Genomic DNA, 18,737 nt, shown 5'->3' on the forward strand with positions numbered 1-18,737 from the left:
GTTTTTCGCTGGACTGATGTGCGTCAGGGTTTTGCGCACAAACCGTGCCGGCGCGCGCAAGCCTTTAAGCGGCGGTGGGTCGACGGGTTTTGCGCTGCGGCCTAGAATAGGCGCACTCTTTTTGTGGTCGAGCGATCATGCCTCCTGAATGTCAGCTGTTCGGCACCCTCGGATGCCATTTGTGCGAATTGGCCGAAGCCGAGCTGATGCCTTTTGTCGAGCACGGTCTGCTGGTGGAACTGGTGGATATTGCTGACGATGAGTCGTGGTTCGAGGCTTATAGTCTGCGCATTCCGCTGTTGCGCCGCGTCGACACCGGTGCCGAACTGGGCTGGCCGTTCAATGCCGATCAGGTGGTGGCGTTCCTTCGTTAAGCGTTTTTTTGCCACATCCCGCCGGTCGCGGCGGCGCATCCATTCCTTGGCACTTTGCGGATTATTCGGTTACTGTATGTTCATACAGTAATTGGGTTGGCCTGCTGCATCCTGGCTTTTTGCAGGGTTGAGCAGGTGAGCCGGACGTCAGAGGGATGAACCGTGGTCAATGTCGAACAATTGAAGAACAGCGTAAACCGGATGTCGGTTGACGTGGTGCGCGAGGCCGTTACCGAATTGCGTCTCGACGGCTTGGTCACGGAAGGCAAGACGCCCTTCAGTAAAGTCCATTTCAATACGTGTTTTGCCGAGATCGAGGCGCTGTTTCAGCGTGCCGGTTATCACAAGCAACTCGACGTGGTCGGTTATCAAGGATTGCTCTACGCCTTGTATGACCCAGGTCGCTGGGAGGCGGTCGAGGTGTTGCGCTGGCTCAAGGAGTTCACCGAGGCTGCAGCGCTCAAGTCGATTCCGGCCTGAGGATTCTGCGCTAGGTTCGTTTCCCCCAGTGTTGGATAATGCCAGCCTGCATTGAGGGTTAGAATTTTCGTATGTCCACATCTACATTTTCCGCGGCACACAATCAGGCCAGTACCTTGTATCTGCCACCGGGCTCCTGGCAGACAGTGCTTGATTGCCTGTGCGAGCACTTCCGGGCCATCAGCCGCGAGCAGTGGCTGGATCGCATCGCTCGTGGTCGCGTGCTGGACGGCAATGGTCAGCCGATCACGGTGGATCTGCCGTACAAGGAAGGCCTGCGCATTCACTACTTCCGTGAAGTGCCGGACGAGAAACCGATTCCTGTGGTCGAGTCGATTCTTTATGCCGATGAGCATCTGGTGGTCGCGGACAAACCGCATTTCCTGCCAGTGACGCCGGCCGGCGAGTACGTCGAACAGACGTTGCTGCGCCGTTTGATCCGGCGTCTGGACAATCCCCATCTGGTGCCGTTGCACCGCATCGACCGGCACACCGCCGGGCTGGTGATCTTTTCGGCCAATCCGCAAACCCGTTCGGCGTATCAGTCACTGTTCCCGACCCGGCAGATCGACAAGCGCTACGAGGCGATCGCGCCTGCACTGCCTGATCTGAATTTTCCTTTGGTACACAAGAGCCGCCTGGTCGATGGCGAACCGTTTTTCCGCATGCAGGAAGGGCCGGGCTTCAGCAACACGGAAACGGCGGTCGAAGTTCGCGAGAAGAATGGCGATCTGTGGCGCTATGGCCTTTACCCGGTCACCGGCAAAAAACATCAACTGCGTGTGCACATGACCGCATTGGGCGCGAGCATTTGCAACGATCCGTTTTACCCGGATGTGTTGAAAGACGTCGAGGATGACTACGCCAATCCGCTGAAACTGTTGGCGCAGGGCCTGCGCTTCATTGATCCAGTCACTGGGGAGGCGCGTGAATTCGAAAGCCGTATCACCTTGCAGTGGTGACAGCGCTTATAGCTTCTGATTCTTGACACTGTACGGTCACGTTATCTAGCATGTGGTCATGCGCCGATTTAAACAGCTACTTGCGGGGCGCCAGGTGACTCAATCAGTTGCCGTCAGAAGCCGGAACAGGGCTTCGAAATACCGCTAAAGCGCTGGTTCGGTGTTGCCTCTCACCTGCCATGCAGACTTTTGAGGCAGAGACACGACCAATGAATGCACTACGCCCTCCTGCACGTCCCGCGCCGATCACTGCGCATATCACTCAACGCAACCCGAAAATCCTGCTTGGCGGCAAACATCAGCCGACGCTGTTGCGTTATCTCGATGGCTGGCCACGTCGCAGTGGCGGCCCTGCCGCGTTCCTGATCCAGTTCGTTGAAGACGGCGAGTCACTGGCGCGGTTTGCCAGTGACAGCTTTGATCTGGCGGTGATTCAGGCGCCAAGCACGGAAGATGCACCGGAAATGATCAAGCAGCTGACCCGCGTGGCGCGGCAAGGTCTGATTACCCGCCGCTGACGGTGTCAGAGGTATTCGATTGCGACGATGTAGACGAATTGCTCGCCGGTCGGCGTCTGCACCCGCACTTCAGCATCCAGCGCCTTGCCGATCAAGGCGCGGGCCAGCGGTGAATCGATGCTGATCAAACCCAGCTTAAGATCCAGTTCATCGGGGCCGACGATGCGGTAGCGCGATTGCTTGCCGTCCTCGTCCTCGATGGTCACCCAGGCGCCGAAGTAGACCTTGTTCGGATCGCTGGGCTTTTCGCTGACCACCTTGAGCGCTTCCAGACGTTTGGTCAGAAAGCGCACGCGGCTGTCGATCTCGCGCAGCATCTTTTTGCCGTAGGTGTATTCGGCGTTTTCCGAACGGTCACCTTGCGCTGCAGCCTCGCTGACCGATTGCGTCACCTGCGGGCGACGCACATGCCACAGCTCATGGAATTCGGCACGCATCCGCGCTTCACCTTCAGGGGTGATCAGCGCGGTGCCGGCGGTGCGGGGAGGGCGATAACGGCTCATGGCAACTTCTTGTGATTAAGACCGCTGGAGTCTATCAACCCTCGCGCAACACTGTCAGTGGACTTGCATTGAGCGCCCGACGCGTACCGAATACGCCCGCACCACCGATCAGTACAGCGCCAATCAATGGCAGCACCAGCAACCAGGGATGCGGATGCCATGGCAAGTCGAAGGCGAAACGATAGAGCACCAGACTGACCACTTCCGAGCCAATGGCTGCGAGCAAACCGCTGACTGCGCCGAGCAAACCAAACTCGATGCGCCGCGCCTTGATCAGCAATTGCCGCTCGGCGCCCAGCGCACGCAGCAACGCGCCTTGGCGGATGCGCTCATCCAGCGTCGCTTGCAGGCCGGAGAACAGCACCGCCATTCCCGCCGCCAGCACAAACAACAACACATATTCCACGGCCAGGGTGACCTGGGCGAGGATGCTGCGCAGTTGTTCGAGCAGGGCTTCGACCTGGAGAATGGTCACGGCCGGGAATGCGCGCGACAGCTCGACAATCTGTTGGTCGTGACCGGGCGCCAGGTAGAAGCTGGTCAGGTAGGTCGCCGGCAGGTCCTTGAGGGTGCCGGGCTGGAAGATCATGAAGAAGTTCGGCTGGAAGTTATCCCAGTTGATCTCGCGCAGGCTGGTAACCTTCGCTTCACGATTGACCCCGCCGACGCTGAACACCATGTGGTCGCCGAGTTTCAGTTTCAGGCTCTCGGCGACTTTGCCTTCGACCGAGACACCCGGAACGTCGTCCGCTGGTTGTTCGCTCCACCACGTGCCCGCCGTCAGTTTGTTGCCCGCTGGCAAATCGGCGGCCCAGGTCAGGCTCAGGTCGCGTTGTACTGCACGGTCGCCAGCGGAATCCTTGCTGACGATTTGCTGCACCGCTTCACCATTGATGCTGATCAATCGCCCCGGTACCACCGGATACAACGGCGCCGCCTGAGCCGACACGTTGACAAGGTGATCAGTGAAGGCCTGTTTGTCTGCGGGCAGAATGTTCAGGGCGAAATAGTTGGGCGCGTTTTTCGGCAACTGGTTTTGCCAGGTGTCGAGCAGTTCGCCGCGCAGCAGGGCGATCAAGGCCATCGACAACAGGATCAGGCCGAATGCCAGCGATTGGCCCGCCGCGGCCAATGGATGACGCAGCAACTGACCCAAGCCCAGCCGCCATGGCAACGAAGCGCGGGCGAGCATTCGCCGCAGGCTATTGAGCAGCAACAGCAGCAAGCCGCCGAGCACCAGCGCGGCGATCACGCCACCGCCAAGCAAGGCGAACGTCAGCAGCAGATCCAGGCTCAGGCGCCACATGATCAAACCGAGTGCGCCGAGCGCCGCCCCGTAAACCATCCAGGTGCTCGATGGGATCGGCAACATGTCGCGACGCAAAACCCGCAGCGGCGGCACACGACCCAACGCTGCCAAAGGCGGCAAAGCAAACCCGGCCAGTGCGACCAGCCCGGTGCCGATCCCGGCGATCGCCGGGAACAGACCGCCCGCTGGAACGTCGCTTGGCAACAGATCATGCAGCAGGGCAAACAGGCCCAATTGCGCCAGCCAGCCGAGCAGCGCACCGCTAAGGGCAGCGAGCAAACCGAGTACCGTCAGTTGAATGCTGAACAGCAGCATGGTTTCCCGCCGCGACAATCCCAAGCAACGCAGTAGCGCACTGGCATCAAAACGGCGGCTGGCAAAACGGTTCGCCGACAACGCCACCGCTACACCGGCCAACAACACAGCGACCAGACTGGCCATGTTCAGATAACGTTCGGCCTTGCCCAGCGCACCGCCAATCTGCCGGTTGCCATCGCGGGCATCCTGAATCCGCTGGTTGGCTGCAAGGCCTGGTTTGATCAGTTGCCGATAGGTTTCCAGCGCCTGCGGTTCGCCGCGCCACAGTTCGCGGTAACTCACGCGGCTACCGGGCTGCACCACGCCAGTGGCAGCGAGGTCGTCGAGGTTGATCATCACCCGCGGTGTCAGGCTGTAGAAGTTGCCGGCGCGATCCGGCTCGTAAGTCAGCACGCGGGCCAGCTTCAGTGTCTTCATGCCGACATCGATGCTGTCGCCGATCTTCAGATCGAGCGCCGTCAGCAGGCGCGCTTCGACCCACGCTTCGCCGGGTTGCGGCTCGCCGCCAACCTCTTCCGCAGCAAAGGGCGCCGGGGCGCTTTTAAGTTCGCCGCGCAACGGATAGGTGCGGTCGACCGCCTTGATGCTCGACAACTGAATACCGTTGTCAGTGGCAATGACGCTGGAGAACTCCACCACCTGTGCATGCTGCAGGCGCAACTCGGTGCCGCTCTTGATTTGTTCTTCGCGGGTCGGCGAGCTGCCTTCAAGGACCAGATCGGCGCCGAGAAACTCAGTGGCGCGCAACATCATCGCGCCGTTGAGGCGGGCGCCGAAGTAACCGATGGCGGTACTCGCCGCCACCGCCACGACCAACGCGAAGAACAACACCCGCAATTCCCCGGCGCGGGCATCGCGCAGCAGTTGGCGAATGGCGAGACTGAACAGACGCAACAGCGGCAGGCGTGCCATCAAGGCTCCAGAGGGGCGACCAACAGCCCGGCTTCAAGACGGATCAGGCGCCGGCAGCGATGGGCCAGGCGTTCGTCGTGGGTCACCAGCACCAGGGTGGTGCCGCGTTCCTTGTTCAATTCGAAGAGCAAGTCGCTGATGCGCTCGCCGGTGTGGCTGTCGAGGTTGCCGGTGGGCTCATCCGCAAACAGCACATCGGGCTCGGCGGCAAAGGCGCGGGCAATTGCCACGCGTTGCTGTTCGCCACCGGAGAGCTGACGCGGCGAGTGCGTCAGGCGCTGGCCGAGGCCGACGCGCTGAAGCAGTTCCGTCGCACGCTCGCGCGCGTCTTTGCGGCCATCAAGCTCCAGCGGCAGCATGACGTTTTCCAGCGCATTGAGGCTGTCGAGCAGTTGAAACGATTGAAAGACGAAACCGACGTGCTCGGCACGAATGCGCGCGCGCTGGTCTTCATCGAGATTGCTCAGGCTCTGTCCGGCGAGGATGACTTCGCCACTGCTCGGCAGGTCGAGGCCGGCGAGCAGGCCGAGGAGGGTGGATTTGCCGGAACCGGACGCGCCCACAATGGCCAGGCTGTCGCCCTTGTTCAGTTCCAGGCTGAGTTCGTGCAGGATAGTCAGTTCACCTTCCGCGCTGGGAACCACTTTGCTGAGGTTCTTCGCGGTGAGAATGCTTGCGCCCATGGAGAATCCGATGCGTGTATGGTTTTTGAGTGCTGGCCTGGCCGTCATGTGCATGGCCCAGAACGCAGCGGCGGGTACTGTCCTGATCGTTGGCGATAGTATCAGCGCCGGTTTCGGCCTGGATACCCGCTTGGGGTGGGTGTCGTTGCTGGAGCAACGGCTCAAACAGGAGGGTTTCGACGATAAAGTGGTCAACGCCTCGATCAGCGGCGACACCAGTGCCGGAGGCCAGGCGCGGCTGCCGGCGCTGCTTGCAGAGCATAAACCGGCGCTGGTGATCCTTGAACTGGGTGGCAACGATGGCTTGCGCGGAATGCTGCCAACTCAATTGCAACAAAATCTTGCCTCGATGATCGACAGCTCCCGTCAGAGCGGCGCCAAGGTCCTGCTGCTCGGCATGCAGTTGCCGCCCAATTACGGCAAGCGCTACACCGATGCTTTCGCTGAGGTCTACGGCAAACTCGCCGACGATAAAAAGATCCCGCTGGTACCGTTTTTCCTCGACGGCGTCGGCGGTCATCCGGACTTGATGCAGGCCGATGGACTGCACCCGGCAGCCGGGGCTCAGGGCAAGTTGCTGGAAAATGTCTGGCCGACGCTAAAACCGCTGTTATGAGGCTTTTCTAAGGGCAGGCTTTCGGCTAATGTGGCGCCCCCTTATTTGGAGCCCCCGATGTCGCGTTCTGCCTGGTCCCTGTTTGCCTACCAACTGATCGAGCCTGACGAGCAGCTGGATCTGTTCGCCTGCCAGGAAGTGCGGGTGCATCTGGTGACCCGGCAACTCGAACTCGGTGGTTCGGCTGATCGCACCCTGTGCGGCAGCTTGCTCCCGGCGCAACCGCGCTGGTCGAGCGTTGATCGCCGGGTGTTCCAGGATCAGCGCCTGTGTTCGCTGTGCCGGGCGATTCTGGAATCGCAGAAGCGCGGGACTTCGCCGATCTGGCCTGAGCTGCGATTCGAGCTTTAAGGTCAAAAGATCGCAGCCTTCGGCAGCTCCTACAAGGAAGGGCCTACACCTGTAGGAGCTGCCGCAGGCTGCGATCTTTTCAAGGCCTGACGCGGTCCATCGGCGTGGCTCCCCGAATATTCAAAGTGCGGTGTACAATCGCGCTCTTATACCCTTGTTGATCATGCGAAGGATTTTCCGGATGTTGCCGCGCTTTCCTGCCGTCACCCGCTGCCTGTCACTTGCCGCCCTGTGTGTGGCCGGTCCCGTTGCTGCATTGGAGTTCCCCCTGCCACCGCCCGGTGAAGACATCATCGGCCAGGTCCAGGTGATCAAGGCCAAGTACGAAGACACCTTCGCCGATCTGGGCACGACCTACGATCTGGGTTATTCGGAAATGGTCGCGGCCAACCCGGGCGTCGATGCCTGGTTGCCGGGCGCCGGCACTGAAATCGTCTTGCCGACCCGCTTCATCCTGCCGCCGGGCCCGCGCGAAGGCATCGTGATCAACCTCGCCGAGTACCGCCTCTACTACTTCCCGAAAGGCAAGAACGTGGTTTATACGTTCCCGCTGGGTATCGGTCGTGAAGGTTGGGGTTCGCCGATCGCCCACACCTCGATCATCGCCAAGACGCCAAATCCGACCTGGACGCCGCCCGCATCGATCAAGGCTGAACACGCCGCCGACGGTGATCCGCTGCCAAACGTAGTGCCGGCCGGCCCGGACAATCCATTGGGCCCGTTCAAGTTCACGCTGGGCACGCCGGGTTATCTGATCCACGGTTCGAACAAGAAATTCGGGATCGGCATGCGCACCAGCCACGGCTGCTTCCGCATGTTCAACAACAATGTGCTGGAGATGGCCAGCATGGTGCCGGTCGGCACGTCGGTGCGCATCCTCAACGACGCCTACAAGTTTGGTCGCAGTGGCGGCAAGGTTTATCTGGAAGCGCACACGCCGATCGACGACAAGGGCAACCCGTCGGTAGTCGACAAGCACACTGCAGTGATCAACGCGATGCTCAAGCGTGAAGACGTCACCAACAACCTGCGCATGAACTGGGATGTGGTGCGCGATGTGGTGGCAGCTGAAGATGGCCTGCCTACGGAAATCGGCACGCCGACTACCTCGGCACCGATTGTTTCGAGTGCGCCAATCGATTTGCAGCAATAAGGCAATAAAGAACCCGCCGACGCTTCACGCGCCGGCGGGTTTTTTATTGCCTGGACAAAAGCATCAGGCACAAAAAAGCCGACCCAGACATCGGATCGGCTTGATAACAATCCCGAGGGATTATTACTTGCGGCTAGCTTTGTCCAGCATGCGCAGAGCACGCTCGTTAGCTTCGTCAGCAGTCTGTTGTGCTTTTTGAGCAGCAGCCAGAGCTTCATCAGCTTTACGGTAAGCTTCGTCTGCACGAGCCTGGGAGCGAGCAGCTGCGTCTTCAGTAGCGGTCAGACGTGCTTCGGTTTCTTTCGATGCGCTGCTGCAACCGGTAGCCAGAACTGCGGCCAGAGCCAGAGCAGAGAATTTCAGAACGTTGTTCATCGTGTTCCCCTTCAAGGACTTTCAAATTAAGTGGCTGTCTCCTCACGATTGAGGAAATAGCCGGCGTACATACTACCCATTACTTGTAGTAAGTAAACTGACGTAGCGCAAGAAGCAAAAAAAATTGTAGGCGCTGATTCTTTTTCGAGCAACTTTTAACTGCACTGTATAAAAAATATCCAGCTGCAAGCCCCGCACTGAGCGAGTTAATCAGAAAAAGTTCCCGTTACGGTGTGCTGTTTTTGCAGTCTTGGCTAAAGTCTTTCTAGATGAATTCGTCCACACTTTTGTTCCGATTTTGCGTGCTGCTTCGCTTATCTTTTGTCCATGTTGAGGTGACTTTAAAAAAGGTTGCACGTCTTAAGTCTCAACATCCGGCAATGTTCAGGTGAGCGGCTTGGGAAGATCTTCTCCCCAACCACCCCTGCGTCCATCGGAGCAACCCCCGTCAACCGGCTTGATGACGAGCGCACCTTGAGCATTTTTGCCAATGGTGCCTACTATTTATCAGGTGCTCGGTTGCGCGAGATCGGTGTGGCTCTTCTCGGTGTCCAACAGGCACGGGGTGGCGTAGATGTTCCTTCGCCGGAAAAACATCGGTAAGGTAGGGGTCAGAATCCAAGACCCGCGAGGAGTAGTGATGAGCGAGGCGTTGTCCATCCACCATGACCAGGCTGGTCATCAGTTCGAGACCAATGTGGACGGTCATCGTGCCTACCTGACCTATATGGATCTGGGGAAACAGACCCTGGATATTTACCGCACGTTTGTGCCCAACGCCCTGCGCGGGCGTGGCATTGCCGCTGCGCTGACCGAAAGCGCGCTGCAGTACGCCGAAGAAATGGGCTACACGGTGATCCCGTCGTGCTCCTACGTCGAGCGCTACATGGAGCGTCATCAGCGCCGCGCCGCGAAGATCTGAACCGCACACACAAAAACGCCGGGCAATGCCCGGCGTTTTTTTATGCCTGCGAAACGCTGAATCAGTTGCGCTGACGTTTCGGCAGAACATCCTTGAGCTTGGCGTGCATGCTGCGCAAGGTGTTCTCGGTGGCAGACCAGTCGATGCAGGCATCGGTGATCGACACGCCGTATTGCAGGTCGGCGAGGTCTTTGGGAATCGCCTGGCAGCCCCAGTTCAGGTGACTTTCGACCATCAGGCCGATGATCGACTGGTTGCCTTCGAGGATCTGGTTGGCGACGTTTTCCATCACCAGCGGTTGCAGGGCCGGGTCCTTGTTGGAGTTGGCGTGGCTGCAATCGACCATGATGTTCGGCTTGATTTTGGCCTTGTTCAGCGCCTGCTCGCACAGGGCGACGCTGACCGAATCGTAGTTCGGCTTGCCGTTACCGCCGCGCAGCACCACGTGACCGTAGGCGTTGCCTTTGGTGGTGACGATCGACACGCCACCTTCCTGGTTGATGCCGAGGAAACGGTGCGGGCTGGAGACCGACTGCAGGGCGTTGATCGCCACGGTCAGGCCGCCGTCGGTGCCGTTCTTGAAGCCGACCGCCGAGGACAGGCCAGAGGCCATTTCACGGTGAGTCTGCGATTCGGTGGTGCGCGCGCCGATGGCCGACCAGCTGATCAGATCCTGCAGATACTGCGGGGAGATCGGGTCGAGGGCTTCAGTGGCGGTTGGCAGGCCTTTTTCGGCCAGATCCAGCAGCAACTGGCGACCGATGTGCAGGCCGTCCTGAATCTTGAACGAGTCGTCCAGATACGGATCGTTGATCAGGCCTTTCCAGCCGACGGTGGTGCGTGGCTTCTCGAAATACACGCGCATGACCAGATACAGGGTGTCGGAGACTTCCTCCGCCAGCACCTTGAGGCGATCGGCGTATTCGTGGGCAGCCTTGATGTCGTGGATCGAGCACGGGCCGATCACTACGAACAGACGGTGGTCAGTGCCATCAAGAATGTTGCGAATGACTTCGCGGCCCTTGGTGACGGTGCGCAGGGCGGCGTCGCTCAGAGGGATATCACGCTTGAGCTGATCAGGAGTGATCAGGGTCTCGTTAGAGGCGACGTTTAGGTCGTTGATCGGTAAATCAGCCATCGTTTACTCGTCAGGTCACGGGTGCCGGCCGCCAGCGATCCCCGCGCGGCGGAGCACAGCAGATTTAAGCGCGTCGGGGAGCGGAACCTTAGCGCGTAAAGCGCCTGCTAGACAATGGGCAAAAGGTGCTTTAGTCCAGCGCTGGCTGCGCGAAAGCCTTGCGCACGCTATCGTGGGAGAACTCGTCGGCGTGTTGCTCGACCCATTGCAGGGCCACCGCCTGAATTTCTTGCAGGTCATCGTGGGTTTCATGCAGACGGCAGTAGCGCTCGATCTGACACACCTGCTCACCCATTCGCGCGCTGAACAGCGTCTGTTCATCGGTAAATGCGATCCCCACCAGATAACCCTTTTTGCGCCGCAGGCACCACGCCACATAGCCCGGATAACAGATGTCGGCATTGAGTGTCGGCATGCGCACTTGCAGCGCCGTGCCATGGCGCCAGGCACGGTGGTAATTGCAAGCGATGCCGCCGAGGCTGATAGTGTGCAGCTGTTGCCTGGAAATACACTCAGGCTTGAGCAAGGTTAATTCAACCGGCACCTCGTCCGGATGAGGAATGAAACGTCCCATGAGCACAGACTCCCTGTGTCGGCCATTTGACATTGTTTCCCCCAGTATAGTGGTCGAATCCGAACTGACCGATTTCGACGCCGACCAACGGCTGTTGGCGATGAGCGGCGTTTCGTTGGTGATTTTCACCAGTGTCGGCTGCGCCAGTTGCCGTTATGCCCGCGAAGTGTTGCCGGGGCTCGAACTGGCCATCGATCGCCTGTGCTGGATCGATGCCGGTGACAACGGCGGGTTGGTCGAGCGTTATCAGGTCTTTCATTTGCCGGCGCTGTTTGTGGTGCGCGACGGTGAGTTCTTTGGGGCATTGCACACGCGCCTGACGGCCGATGCGCTGAACGCGGCGTTGGCGCAGGCACTGGGTCGAATTGCAGAGGAGTTGCCATGATCGGGACAGTGGATAAACCAGGCTTTGATAAACCGAAAGTGGGGATTATTGGCACCGGCGCAATTGGTGGTTTCTACGGATTGATGCTGGCGCGTGCCGGGTTCGATGTGCACTTTCTGTTGCGCAGCGAGTTTTCGGCAGTCGCCGAGCGCGGGTTGCAGGTGAACAGTGCGGTGCACGGTCAACTGACGCTGAATCCGGTGCAAGCCTATTCGGCGGCCGAGGACATGCCCAAGTGTGACTGGCTGCTGGTCGGCGCGAAAACCACCAGCAACGCTGGCCTCGCGCCTGCAATCGTTCAGGCAACCAAGGCCGATGCGAAAGTGCTGGTTCTGCAAAACGGTCTTGATGTCGAAGACAGCCTGCGTGAACTGCTTCCCGATTCCCTCCATCTGCTCGGCGGCTTGTGTCTGATCTGTGTGCATCGCGAGGAGCCCGGGCTGATAACCCATCAAGCCCTGGGGGCGGTGAACGTCGGCTATCACAGCGGTCCGGCGCTTGATGAAGTGGCGCGCATGGCCATCGTTGAAGAAGGCGCTGGCCTGTTCCGTGCCGCCGGTCTCGATTCGCAGGCAATGCCCGATCTGCATCAGGCGCGCTGGCAGAAACTGGTCTGGAATATTCCCTATAACGGCCTCTCGGTGCTCCTCGGTGCGGGTACCACGCCGCTGATGGCCGATGGCGACAGTCGCGCGCTGATTCAGGCGCTGATGGCTGAGGTCGTGCAGGGCGCCAAGGCGTGTGGTCTGGAAGTGCCGGCCGGCTATGCCGATTTCCTGTTCACGATGACCGAGAAAATGCCCGACTACTGGCCGAGCATGTACCACGACTTTCTACATAAGCGACCGCTGGAGCTGGACGCGATCTACGCTCGACCACTGGCGGCAGCAAAAGCGGCGGGTTGTCAGTTGCCGCGCATCGAAGCGCTGTATCGCACTTTACGTTTTATCGACCGACGCAACGTTTAAGCCGGTCGCTTTGGGGGAATGCATGGCCAAGAACATCGATGACAAACTGGTGCTGGCGATTTCGTCGCGCGCCTTGTTCGACCTGAGCGAGAGTCACAAGGTGTACCTGTCGAGCGGCGTCGAAGCCTATCGGCAATATCAGATCGAACACGAAGACGAGATTTTGGCGCCCGGCGATGCCTTCCCGCTGGTGGAAAAACTGTTGAAACTCAACAGCCGCCTCGGCCGCGCGCGGGTCGAGGTGATTCTGGTGTCGCGCAACAGCGCCGACACTGGCCTGCGCGTGTTCAACTCGATTCACCATTATGGGCTGGCGATTTCCCGCGCGGCGTTTGTTGGCGGGCGCAGTCCGTACCCGTATCTGAAAGCGTTTGGTTGCGACCTGTTTCTGTCGACCCATGCCGAAGACGTACGTGCGGCGCTTGACGCCGGTTTTGCCGCCGCGACCATTCTGTCCGGTGGTGCCAGCCGTGCAGCCAGCGACGAATTGCGCATCGCCTTCGACGGTGACGCGGTGATTTTTTCCGACGAGTCGGAGCGCGTCTATCAATCCGGCGGGCTCGAAGCGTTTCAGGCCAAGGAGCGTGAATCTGCACGCGAACCGCTGCGTGGCGGGCCGTTCAAGGGCTTTCTGGCAGCGCTCAATCTGCTGCAGCGCGAGTTTCCCGACGACGATTGCCCGATCCGCACCGCGCTGGTCACCGCACGTTCGGCACCTGCGCATGAGCGGGTGATCCGCACCTTGCGCGAGTGGGATATTCGCCTCGACGAATCACTGTTTCTCGGTGGTCTGACCAAATCGGCGTTTCTCGAAGCATTCGCAGCCGACGTGTTCTTCGACGATCAGGCCGGGCATTGCGAACTCGCCCGCGAAGTGGTTGCCACCGGCCATGTGCCGCACGGCATCAGCAACGAACCGTCGGTCTAAAGCCCAAACGGTTCAAGACGTTGCGCCGCACGTCGTACTCGCCAAGGCACTGCTAAGCTGAATCAAATCTCCGCCATTGTTGGCTTGCGAGGAGGTCATATGATTCGTTCGATGCTGTATGCCACTGACCTCGGTCTGTACGCACCATTAGTGATGCAGCATGCCCTGGCGTTGGCGCGAACGTTCAATGCCGACTTGTATGTGGTGCACGCGGTGGAGCCGATGGGCTTGTTCGCCGAATCGGTGTTGCAGAGCTATCTCGACGAGCAGGCATTGAACGATTTTCACAGCCAGGGTCTGAAAACAGTCATCGCCAATATTGAACAGCGGGTGCTGGAAAGCTTTCGTGAAGAATTGGGCGAGGACGGCGAGCAGGATCTGCAGCGCATTCGCGCGGTGCGCGTGCTGCAAGGCGATCCGTCGCAGGTGATTCTCGACCAGGCGCAGAAACTCTCGGTCGATTTGCTGATCGTAGGTAGCCACAGTCACGGGGTGGGCGCGGAAACGCCGTTGGGGCGCACGGCGGCTAGGGTTCTGCAGTTGGCCAAGGTGCCGGTTTATCTGGTGCCGTTGGTGGAGCGCCGGCGGCGGGAGGATCGCTGAAGCGGGAATAATGGCACTTTGATAAAAAAGTTCTAGATTTATTCTTCAAACCATTAATATAGTTATATACCGTCGCTGATGCCCGTGGCGTCTACCTGCTTTGAGGGATACATATGAAGCTTCAACAATTGCGCTACATCTGGGAAGTGGCGCACCACGACCTCAACGTTTCCGCTACAGCCCAAAGCCTGTACACCTCGCAACCGGGCATCAGTAAACAAATCCGCTTGCTGGAAGACGAACTCGGCGTTGAAGTGTTTGCCCGCAGCGGCAAGCACCTGACCCGCGTCACCCCGGCCGGCGAGCGCATCATCACCACTGCCGGTGAGATTCTGCGCAAGGTAGAAAGCATCAAGCAGATCGCCCAGGAATTCTCCAACGAGAAGAAGGGCACCCTGTCGATTGCCACCACGCACACCCAGGCGCGTTATGCCCTGCCGCCGGTGATCAGCAATTTCATCAAGCAATACCCGGACGTGGCGCTGCACATGCACCAGGGTTCGCCGATGCAGATCGCCGAGATGGCCGCAGACGGCACCGTCGATTTCGCCATTGCCACTGAAGCGCTGGAGCTGTTCGGCGATCTGGTGATGATGCCGTGCTACCGCTGGAACCGCTGCGTGGTCGTGCCGCAAGGTCACCCGCTGACCAAACTGCCGAAGCTGACGCTCGAAGCGCTGGCTGAATACCCGATCGTGACTTACGTGTTCGGTTTCACCGGCCGTTCGAAACTCGACGAAGCGTTCAGCCATCGTGGCCTGACGCCGAAAGTGGTGTTCACTGCGGCCGACGCCGACGTGATCAAAACCTACGTGCGCCTGGGTCTGGGCGTGGGCATCGTGGCGAAAATGGCGGTCGACACTAAACTCGACAGCGATCTGGTGGTACTGGATGCCAGCGAATTGTTCGAATCGAGCATCACCAAGATCGGTTTCCGTCGCGGCACGTTCCTGCGCGGTTTCATGTGCGACTTCATCGAGAAGTTTGCGCCGCACCTGACCCGCGAAGTCATGGCCAAAGCCATTCAGTGCCACAACAAGCAAGAGCTGGAAGAGCTGTTCGACGGCGTCGAACTGCCCGTTCACTAAGCAACCCTCTCAAAGCACCTCGGTGACAGCAAATTGTTGCCGGGTGCCCGCCACCAGAATCTCCACCTCATCACCTTCGAACTTGCCCAGCAGGCTTTTGCCCAGTGGCGAGCGCGGGGTGATGACGGTAATCGGCTGACCCACCACATCGACTTTCAGGCCGGCCGCATCCGGCGCCAGAAACAGCCATTGCTCGCGACCCTTTTCATCTTCCAGACCGAGCAGGGCGCCGATCTCGATTCCACGGTTTTCGTCATAGGCGCGCAGCGTCAAGTTCTGGCACAGCGCCAGTGACTGACGAATTTCCTCGACGCGTTTTGCCTGACCCGCCGCCAGGTAAGACGCCTCAAGCCCCAGCGTGTCGTACTTGTTTTCGGCGATGTTCTCTTCGTGAGTCGCGGTTTCGTAGGCGGTTTGCGCGGCGCGTTCGGCGATGTCGAGGTCAACGCGCAGCTTGTCGAGAATCAGTTGGTGAACCGTGTGCTTGTTCATGATCAATCGCAGAATTGTAGGACGTTGGCGCGGCTCTTTTCGCTCGGGGCGGTCTGATCCTGTTGCAGCCAGAACTGGCATTTAGGGTTGGATTGGTTTCGCGAGCTGCTGCGCGCTTGATCGAGTCGAACCTGCTGTTCGTTCTTGCGCAGGTTTTCTTCGTACTGGTCGAACAGCGGACTTTGCGGCGGGATATCCGGTTGCACCTGAACGGTCACCGGCGGCTTGGCCAGTTGCTGCACCGCCTGAGCAACCGGTGCCAACTGTTCGGTGAACAGAAAACGCGACAGCAGCCAGCAGGTCAGCGCAATGGCGAGAAACCCCAGCCACAGGCCCAAGGCAATACTGCCGGTCAGGTGCAGCGCGCTAAGCTGAACAGGCAAGGGGCGACGCGGGTTGGGACGATAGGGCATGGCTGCCTCCTGGCGGATGATTGCGGGCAAGTGGCGATTGTCGCACGAAGATTAATCGCCGTCGGCTCTTCTGCGCGAGGTGATTTATGCGGACAATCGCTGCTTTTGCCAACGGGAGTCTTGAATGCCGGAAGTGAACACCCGCTGGGATATTTTCTGCACCGTGGTCGACAACTATGGCGACATCGGCGTGACCTGGCGCCTGGCCCGGCAACTGGTCGCCGAGCACTCTTTGGCGGTGCGCCTGTGGGTCGATGACCTGCGTGCGTTCGAACGGATCTGCCCGGACATCGACGTCAACGCTGCGCAGCAATCGCAGCAGGGCGTCGAAGTGCGCCTCTGGCCGAGTGAGTGGGCACAGACTGACGCGGCGGATGTGGTCATCGCCGCGTTTGCCTGTCAGTTGCCCAGTGATTACATGGACGCCATGGCCGCGCGCGAAAAGCCACCGTTATGGATGAATCTCGACTACCTCAGCGCCGAGGACTGGGTCATCGGTTGCCACGGTCTGCCATCAGTGAAATACAAATCGGTGCAGAAGATCTTCTTTTTCCCCGGCTTCCAGCCCGGTACTGGCGGCTTGCTGCGTGAGCGTGGATTGCTTGAACAGCGTCAGCAGTTTCAGCTGGATCCCGAGGCGCAGCGACAATTCCTGCAAGGCCTGGGCATTGATCGCGCGCCTGAGGCGCAGCTGATTTCGTTATTTGCCTACGAGAATGCCGGGCTGGCCAGTTGGCTGGACGTATTGGCAGTGGACGCCACGCCAGCCCATCTGCTGGTGCCGGAAGGGCGCATCCTTGGCGATGTTGCGCGCTGGCTCGGGGTTGAAACCCTGACGGTCGGTGCGATCCATGTACGGCAGTCATTGAACGTGCAGGTGCTGCCATTCGTCCGACAGGATCAATATGATCACCTGCTGTGGTGCTGCGATTTCAACGCCGTGCGCGGCGAGGATTCTTTCGTTCGCGCGCAATGGGCGGGGCGGCCGATGCTCTGGCACATCTATCAGCAGGACGAAGACATCCATCTGGACAAGCTCGACGCCTTTCTGGCGCTGTACACCAAAGGTCTGTCGCCGGCCGCCGCTGAGGCGATGAACGGTCTGTGGCGAGCCTGGAGCGCTGGGCAACCAATCGGTGATCACTGGTTGGCGAGCCGCAAACACTGGCCCGAACTGCAGGAAAATGCCGAAAAATGGTGTCTGGAACAAGGCTTGCAGGCCGATCTTGCCGCAGCGCTGGTACAGTTTTACCTAAATTGGATATGATACGCGGCCTAGATTTTTGTAAATCCCATCCAAATTCGGATATTCGCAATGAAAACTGGTAAAGAACTGAAACCCGGTACCGTGATCCGTCTCGAAAACGATCCTTGGCTGGTTCAGAAAGCTGAATTCACCAAATCGGGCCGTAACAGCGCGATCATGAAGACCAAGCTGAAAAACCTGCTGACCGGTTACAAGACCGAGATCGTTTACAGCGCTGACGACAAACTGGACGACGTAATCCTCGACCGCAAAGAAGCGACCCTGTCCTTCATCAGCGGCGACACCTACACGTTCATGGACACCACCGACTACACCATGTACGAGCTGAACGCTGAAGACATCGAAGCCGTTCTGCCTTTCGTTGAAGAAGGCATGACCGATGTTTGCGAAGCGATCTTCTTCGAAGAGCGTCTGGTTTCCGTAGAGCTGCCGACCACCATCGTACGTGTAGTTGACTACACCGAAGGTTCGGCTCGCGGCGACACTTCGGGCAAAGTCATGAAGCCAGCCAAACTGGCCAACGGTACTGAGCTGCAGGTTGCTGACTTCATCGAAATCGGTGACAAGATCGAAATCGACACCCGCGAAGGCGGTTCCTACAAAGGCCGTGCTAAATAAGCACTGCTTTTTGCGGAAAGAAAAAGCCCGACCATTGAGTCGGGCTTTTTTGTGCCTGTCAGTAAGATCAAAAGATCGCAGCCTGCGGCAGCTCCTACATATGTACCCCTGTAGGAGCTGCCGCAGGCTGCGATCTTTTGCTTTGTTCAGACAGTGACGTGCAGGCGTACGTCGACGTTGCCACGGGTGGCGTTGGAGTACGGGCAAACCTGGTGAGCGGCGTCGACCAGCGATTGCGCGTCGGCTTGTTCCAGGCCGGGCAGGCTGATGTGCAGATCGATGTCCAGACCAAAACCGCCAGGGATCTGACCAATGCCGACGTGGGCGGTGATCGAGGCATTGTCGGGGATTTTGCGTTGGGTCTGGCTGGCAACGAATTTCAGCGCGCCGATGAAGCAGGCCGAGTAACCGGCTGCGAACAGCTGCTCAGGGTTGGTCGCCGCGCCGCCAGCACCGCCGAGTTCTTTGGGGGTGGCGAGTTTGACGTCGAGAATATTGTCGCTGGAGATCGCACGACCATCACGGCCGCCAGTGGAGGTTGCGATTGCGGTGTAGAGCGTTTGCATGATGTGAGCCTCGTTGGGTGTCATGGTTTGCGCTAATTGTTTGCGCGCTAAGTAAGTACGAGGCAAATGTATAGCGCAAATATCTTGCGCGCAAGATAATTTTGGAAAATTACTCGTGATAGGTGCACTGAAACACTTGTAGGAGCTGCGGCACGCTGCGATCTCTTGATCTTGAAAAAGCCCAGGTCAAAAGATCGCAGCGTGCCGCAGCTCCTACAGGG

The 18,737-nt window shown here is 59.1% G+C and carries 24 protein-coding genes; 15 read left to right on the plus strand and 9 right to left on the minus strand.

Annotated features, from left to right (window positions below; translation table 11 throughout):
- Positions 1 to 137 precede the first annotated feature (137 nt).
- The 4 genes from PMI37_RS08520 (at position 138) to PMI37_RS08535 (ending at position 2,334) form a co-directional block, all read left to right on the plus strand.
- Positions 138 to 374, plus strand: coding sequence for a glutaredoxin family protein (locus tag PMI37_RS08520; RefSeq protein WP_008079913.1), 237 nt, complete (start codon positions 138 to 140; stop codon positions 372 to 374).
- Positions 375 to 536: 162 nt separating this feature from the next.
- On the plus strand, positions 537 to 854 hold the full coding sequence (locus PMI37_RS08525; protein WP_008079918.1) for a hypothetical protein: 318 nt from the start codon (positions 537 to 539) through the stop codon (positions 852 to 854).
- A gap of 71 nt (positions 855 to 925) precedes the next feature.
- Positions 926 to 1,816 carry a pseudouridine synthase gene (locus PMI37_RS08530; RefSeq protein ID WP_045123064.1) on the plus strand — a complete coding sequence of 297 codons (891 nt, stop codon included), beginning with the start codon at positions 926 to 928 and terminating at the stop codon, positions 1,814 to 1,816.
- 209 nt (positions 1,817 to 2,025) lie between these two features.
- Complete coding sequence (locus PMI37_RS08535; protein ID WP_008079920.1) at positions 2,026 to 2,334, plus strand: hypothetical protein; 309 nt, start codon at positions 2,026 to 2,028, stop codon at positions 2,332 to 2,334.
- 5 nt (positions 2,335 to 2,339) lie between these two features.
- Here the strand turns inward: PMI37_RS08535 and greB are convergent, their stop codons facing one another.
- Genes greB through PMI37_RS08550 form a run of 3 tightly spaced genes read right to left on the minus strand, consistent with a single transcriptional unit; the run spans position 2,340 to position 6,059 of the window.
- A complete protein-coding gene (gene greB, locus PMI37_RS08540) occupies positions 2,340 to 2,837 on the minus strand; it encodes a transcription elongation factor GreB (protein ID WP_008079921.1) in 498 nt (165 codons plus the stop codon).
- A 34-nt stretch (positions 2,838 to 2,871) separates the two neighbouring features.
- On the minus strand, positions 2,872 to 5,376 hold the full coding sequence (locus PMI37_RS08545; protein WP_008079922.1) for an ABC transporter permease: 2,505 nt from the start codon (positions 5,374 to 5,376) through the stop codon (positions 2,872 to 2,874).
- Complete coding sequence (locus tag PMI37_RS08550) at positions 5,376 to 6,059, minus strand: ABC transporter ATP-binding protein (protein ID WP_008079923.1); 684 nt, start codon at positions 6,057 to 6,059, stop codon at positions 5,376 to 5,378. The genes PMI37_RS08545 and PMI37_RS08550 overlap by 1 nt, the downstream gene beginning before the upstream one ends.
- 10 nt (positions 6,060 to 6,069) lie before the next feature.
- Between PMI37_RS08550 and PMI37_RS08555 the strand changes: the two genes are divergently transcribed.
- The 3 genes from PMI37_RS08555 (at position 6,070) to PMI37_RS08565 (ending at position 8,179) form a co-directional block, all read left to right on the plus strand.
- Complete coding sequence (locus tag PMI37_RS08555; RefSeq protein WP_008079924.1) at positions 6,070 to 6,675, plus strand: arylesterase; 606 nt, start codon at positions 6,070 to 6,072, stop codon at positions 6,673 to 6,675.
- A 57-nt stretch (positions 6,676 to 6,732) separates the two neighbouring features.
- A complete protein-coding gene (locus PMI37_RS08560) occupies positions 6,733 to 7,026 on the plus strand; it encodes a hypothetical protein (RefSeq protein WP_007908575.1) in 294 nt (97 codons plus the stop codon).
- A gap of 181 nt (positions 7,027 to 7,207) precedes the next feature.
- Positions 7,208 to 8,179 carry a L,D-transpeptidase family protein gene (locus tag PMI37_RS08565; RefSeq protein ID WP_008079925.1) on the plus strand — a complete coding sequence of 324 codons (972 nt, stop codon included), beginning with the start codon at positions 7,208 to 7,210 and terminating at the stop codon, positions 8,177 to 8,179.
- Positions 8,180 to 8,302: 123 nt separating this feature from the next.
- On the opposite strand, the gene oprI is transcribed toward PMI37_RS08565, so the two are convergent.
- Positions 8,303 to 8,554, minus strand: a complete 252-nt coding sequence (gene oprI, locus PMI37_RS08570; RefSeq protein ID WP_003199355.1) for an outer membrane lipoprotei OprI — start codon at positions 8,552 to 8,554, stop codon at positions 8,303 to 8,305.
- Positions 8,555 to 9,194: 640 nt separating this feature from the next.
- On the opposite strand from oprI, the gene PMI37_RS08575 reads away from it, so the two are divergent.
- Complete coding sequence (locus PMI37_RS08575) at positions 9,195 to 9,476, plus strand: GNAT family N-acetyltransferase (RefSeq protein ID WP_003226804.1); 282 nt, start codon at positions 9,195 to 9,197, stop codon at positions 9,474 to 9,476.
- A gap of 61 nt (positions 9,477 to 9,537) precedes the next feature.
- On the opposite strand, the gene PMI37_RS08580 is transcribed toward PMI37_RS08575, so the two are convergent.
- Positions 9,538 to 10,614: a 3-deoxy-7-phosphoheptulonate synthase gene (locus PMI37_RS08580; RefSeq protein WP_008079929.1), complete on the minus strand. Its 1,077-nt coding sequence runs from the start codon at positions 10,612 to 10,614 to the stop codon at positions 9,538 to 9,540.
- Between the two features lie 130 nt (positions 10,615 to 10,744).
- Positions 10,745 to 11,188 (minus strand): PilZ domain-containing protein, encoded by a 444-nt coding sequence (locus PMI37_RS08585; RefSeq protein ID WP_008079931.1) that lies wholly within the window; start codon positions 11,186 to 11,188, stop codon positions 10,745 to 10,747.
- Here PMI37_RS08585 and PMI37_RS08590 point away from each other — a divergent pair.
- From PMI37_RS08590 to cysB, 5 genes are all read left to right on the plus strand, one after another.
- Positions 11,187 to 11,573, plus strand: a complete 387-nt coding sequence (locus PMI37_RS08590; RefSeq protein ID WP_045123065.1) for a thioredoxin family protein — start codon at positions 11,187 to 11,189, stop codon at positions 11,571 to 11,573. The two genes, PMI37_RS08585 and PMI37_RS08590, sit on opposite strands and share 2 nt — an antisense overlap.
- Entirely contained in the window at positions 11,570 to 12,541 is a 972-nt protein-coding gene (locus PMI37_RS08595) for a putative 2-dehydropantoate 2-reductase (protein ID WP_008079942.1), read from the plus strand. Before PMI37_RS08590 ends, PMI37_RS08595 begins: the two co-directional genes overlap by 4 nt.
- 22 nt (positions 12,542 to 12,563) lie before the next feature.
- Positions 12,564 to 13,469, plus strand: a complete 906-nt coding sequence (locus PMI37_RS08600) for a 5'-nucleotidase (protein ID WP_008079944.1) — start codon at positions 12,564 to 12,566, stop codon at positions 13,467 to 13,469.
- A 99-nt stretch (positions 13,470 to 13,568) separates the two neighbouring features.
- Positions 13,569 to 14,072, plus strand: coding sequence for a universal stress protein (locus PMI37_RS08605; RefSeq protein ID WP_008079946.1), 504 nt, complete (start codon positions 13,569 to 13,571; stop codon positions 14,070 to 14,072).
- Positions 14,073 to 14,185: 113 nt separating this feature from the next.
- Positions 14,186 to 15,160: an HTH-type transcriptional regulator CysB gene (gene cysB / locus PMI37_RS08610; RefSeq protein ID WP_008079948.1), complete on the plus strand. Its 975-nt coding sequence runs from the start codon at positions 14,186 to 14,188 to the stop codon at positions 15,158 to 15,160.
- 9 nt (positions 15,161 to 15,169) lie between these two features.
- On the opposite strand, the gene PMI37_RS08615 is transcribed toward cysB, so the two are convergent.
- On the minus strand, positions 15,170 to 15,652 hold the full coding sequence (locus PMI37_RS08615) for a GreA/GreB family elongation factor (RefSeq protein ID WP_003226791.1): 483 nt from the start codon (positions 15,650 to 15,652) through the stop codon (positions 15,170 to 15,172).
- 2 nt (positions 15,653 to 15,654) lie between these two features.
- On the minus strand, positions 15,655 to 16,065 hold the full coding sequence (locus PMI37_RS08620) for a hypothetical protein (protein ID WP_008079951.1): 411 nt from the start codon (positions 16,063 to 16,065) through the stop codon (positions 15,655 to 15,657).
- 124 nt (positions 16,066 to 16,189) lie between these two features.
- Here PMI37_RS08620 and earP point away from each other — a divergent pair, with 124 nt between their 5' ends.
- Complete coding sequence (gene earP, locus PMI37_RS08625) at positions 16,190 to 17,332, plus strand: elongation factor P maturation arginine rhamnosyltransferase EarP (protein WP_008079953.1); 1,143 nt, start codon at positions 16,190 to 16,192, stop codon at positions 17,330 to 17,332.
- A gap of 48 nt (positions 17,333 to 17,380) precedes the next feature.
- Positions 17,381 to 17,950, plus strand: coding sequence for an elongation factor P (locus PMI37_RS08630; RefSeq protein ID WP_007908599.1), 570 nt, complete (start codon positions 17,381 to 17,383; stop codon positions 17,948 to 17,950).
- A 146-nt stretch (positions 17,951 to 18,096) separates the two neighbouring features.
- Here the strand turns inward: PMI37_RS08630 and PMI37_RS08635 are convergent, their stop codons facing one another.
- A complete protein-coding gene (locus PMI37_RS08635; RefSeq protein ID WP_008079954.1) occupies positions 18,097 to 18,516 on the minus strand; it encodes an organic hydroperoxide resistance protein in 420 nt (139 codons plus the stop codon).
- Positions 18,517 to 18,737 lie beyond the last annotated feature (221 nt).

It is taken from the genome of Pseudomonas sp. GM80 (assembly GCF_000282515.1).
GTDB lineage: Bacteria > Pseudomonadota > Gammaproteobacteria > Pseudomonadales > Pseudomonadaceae > Aquipseudomonas.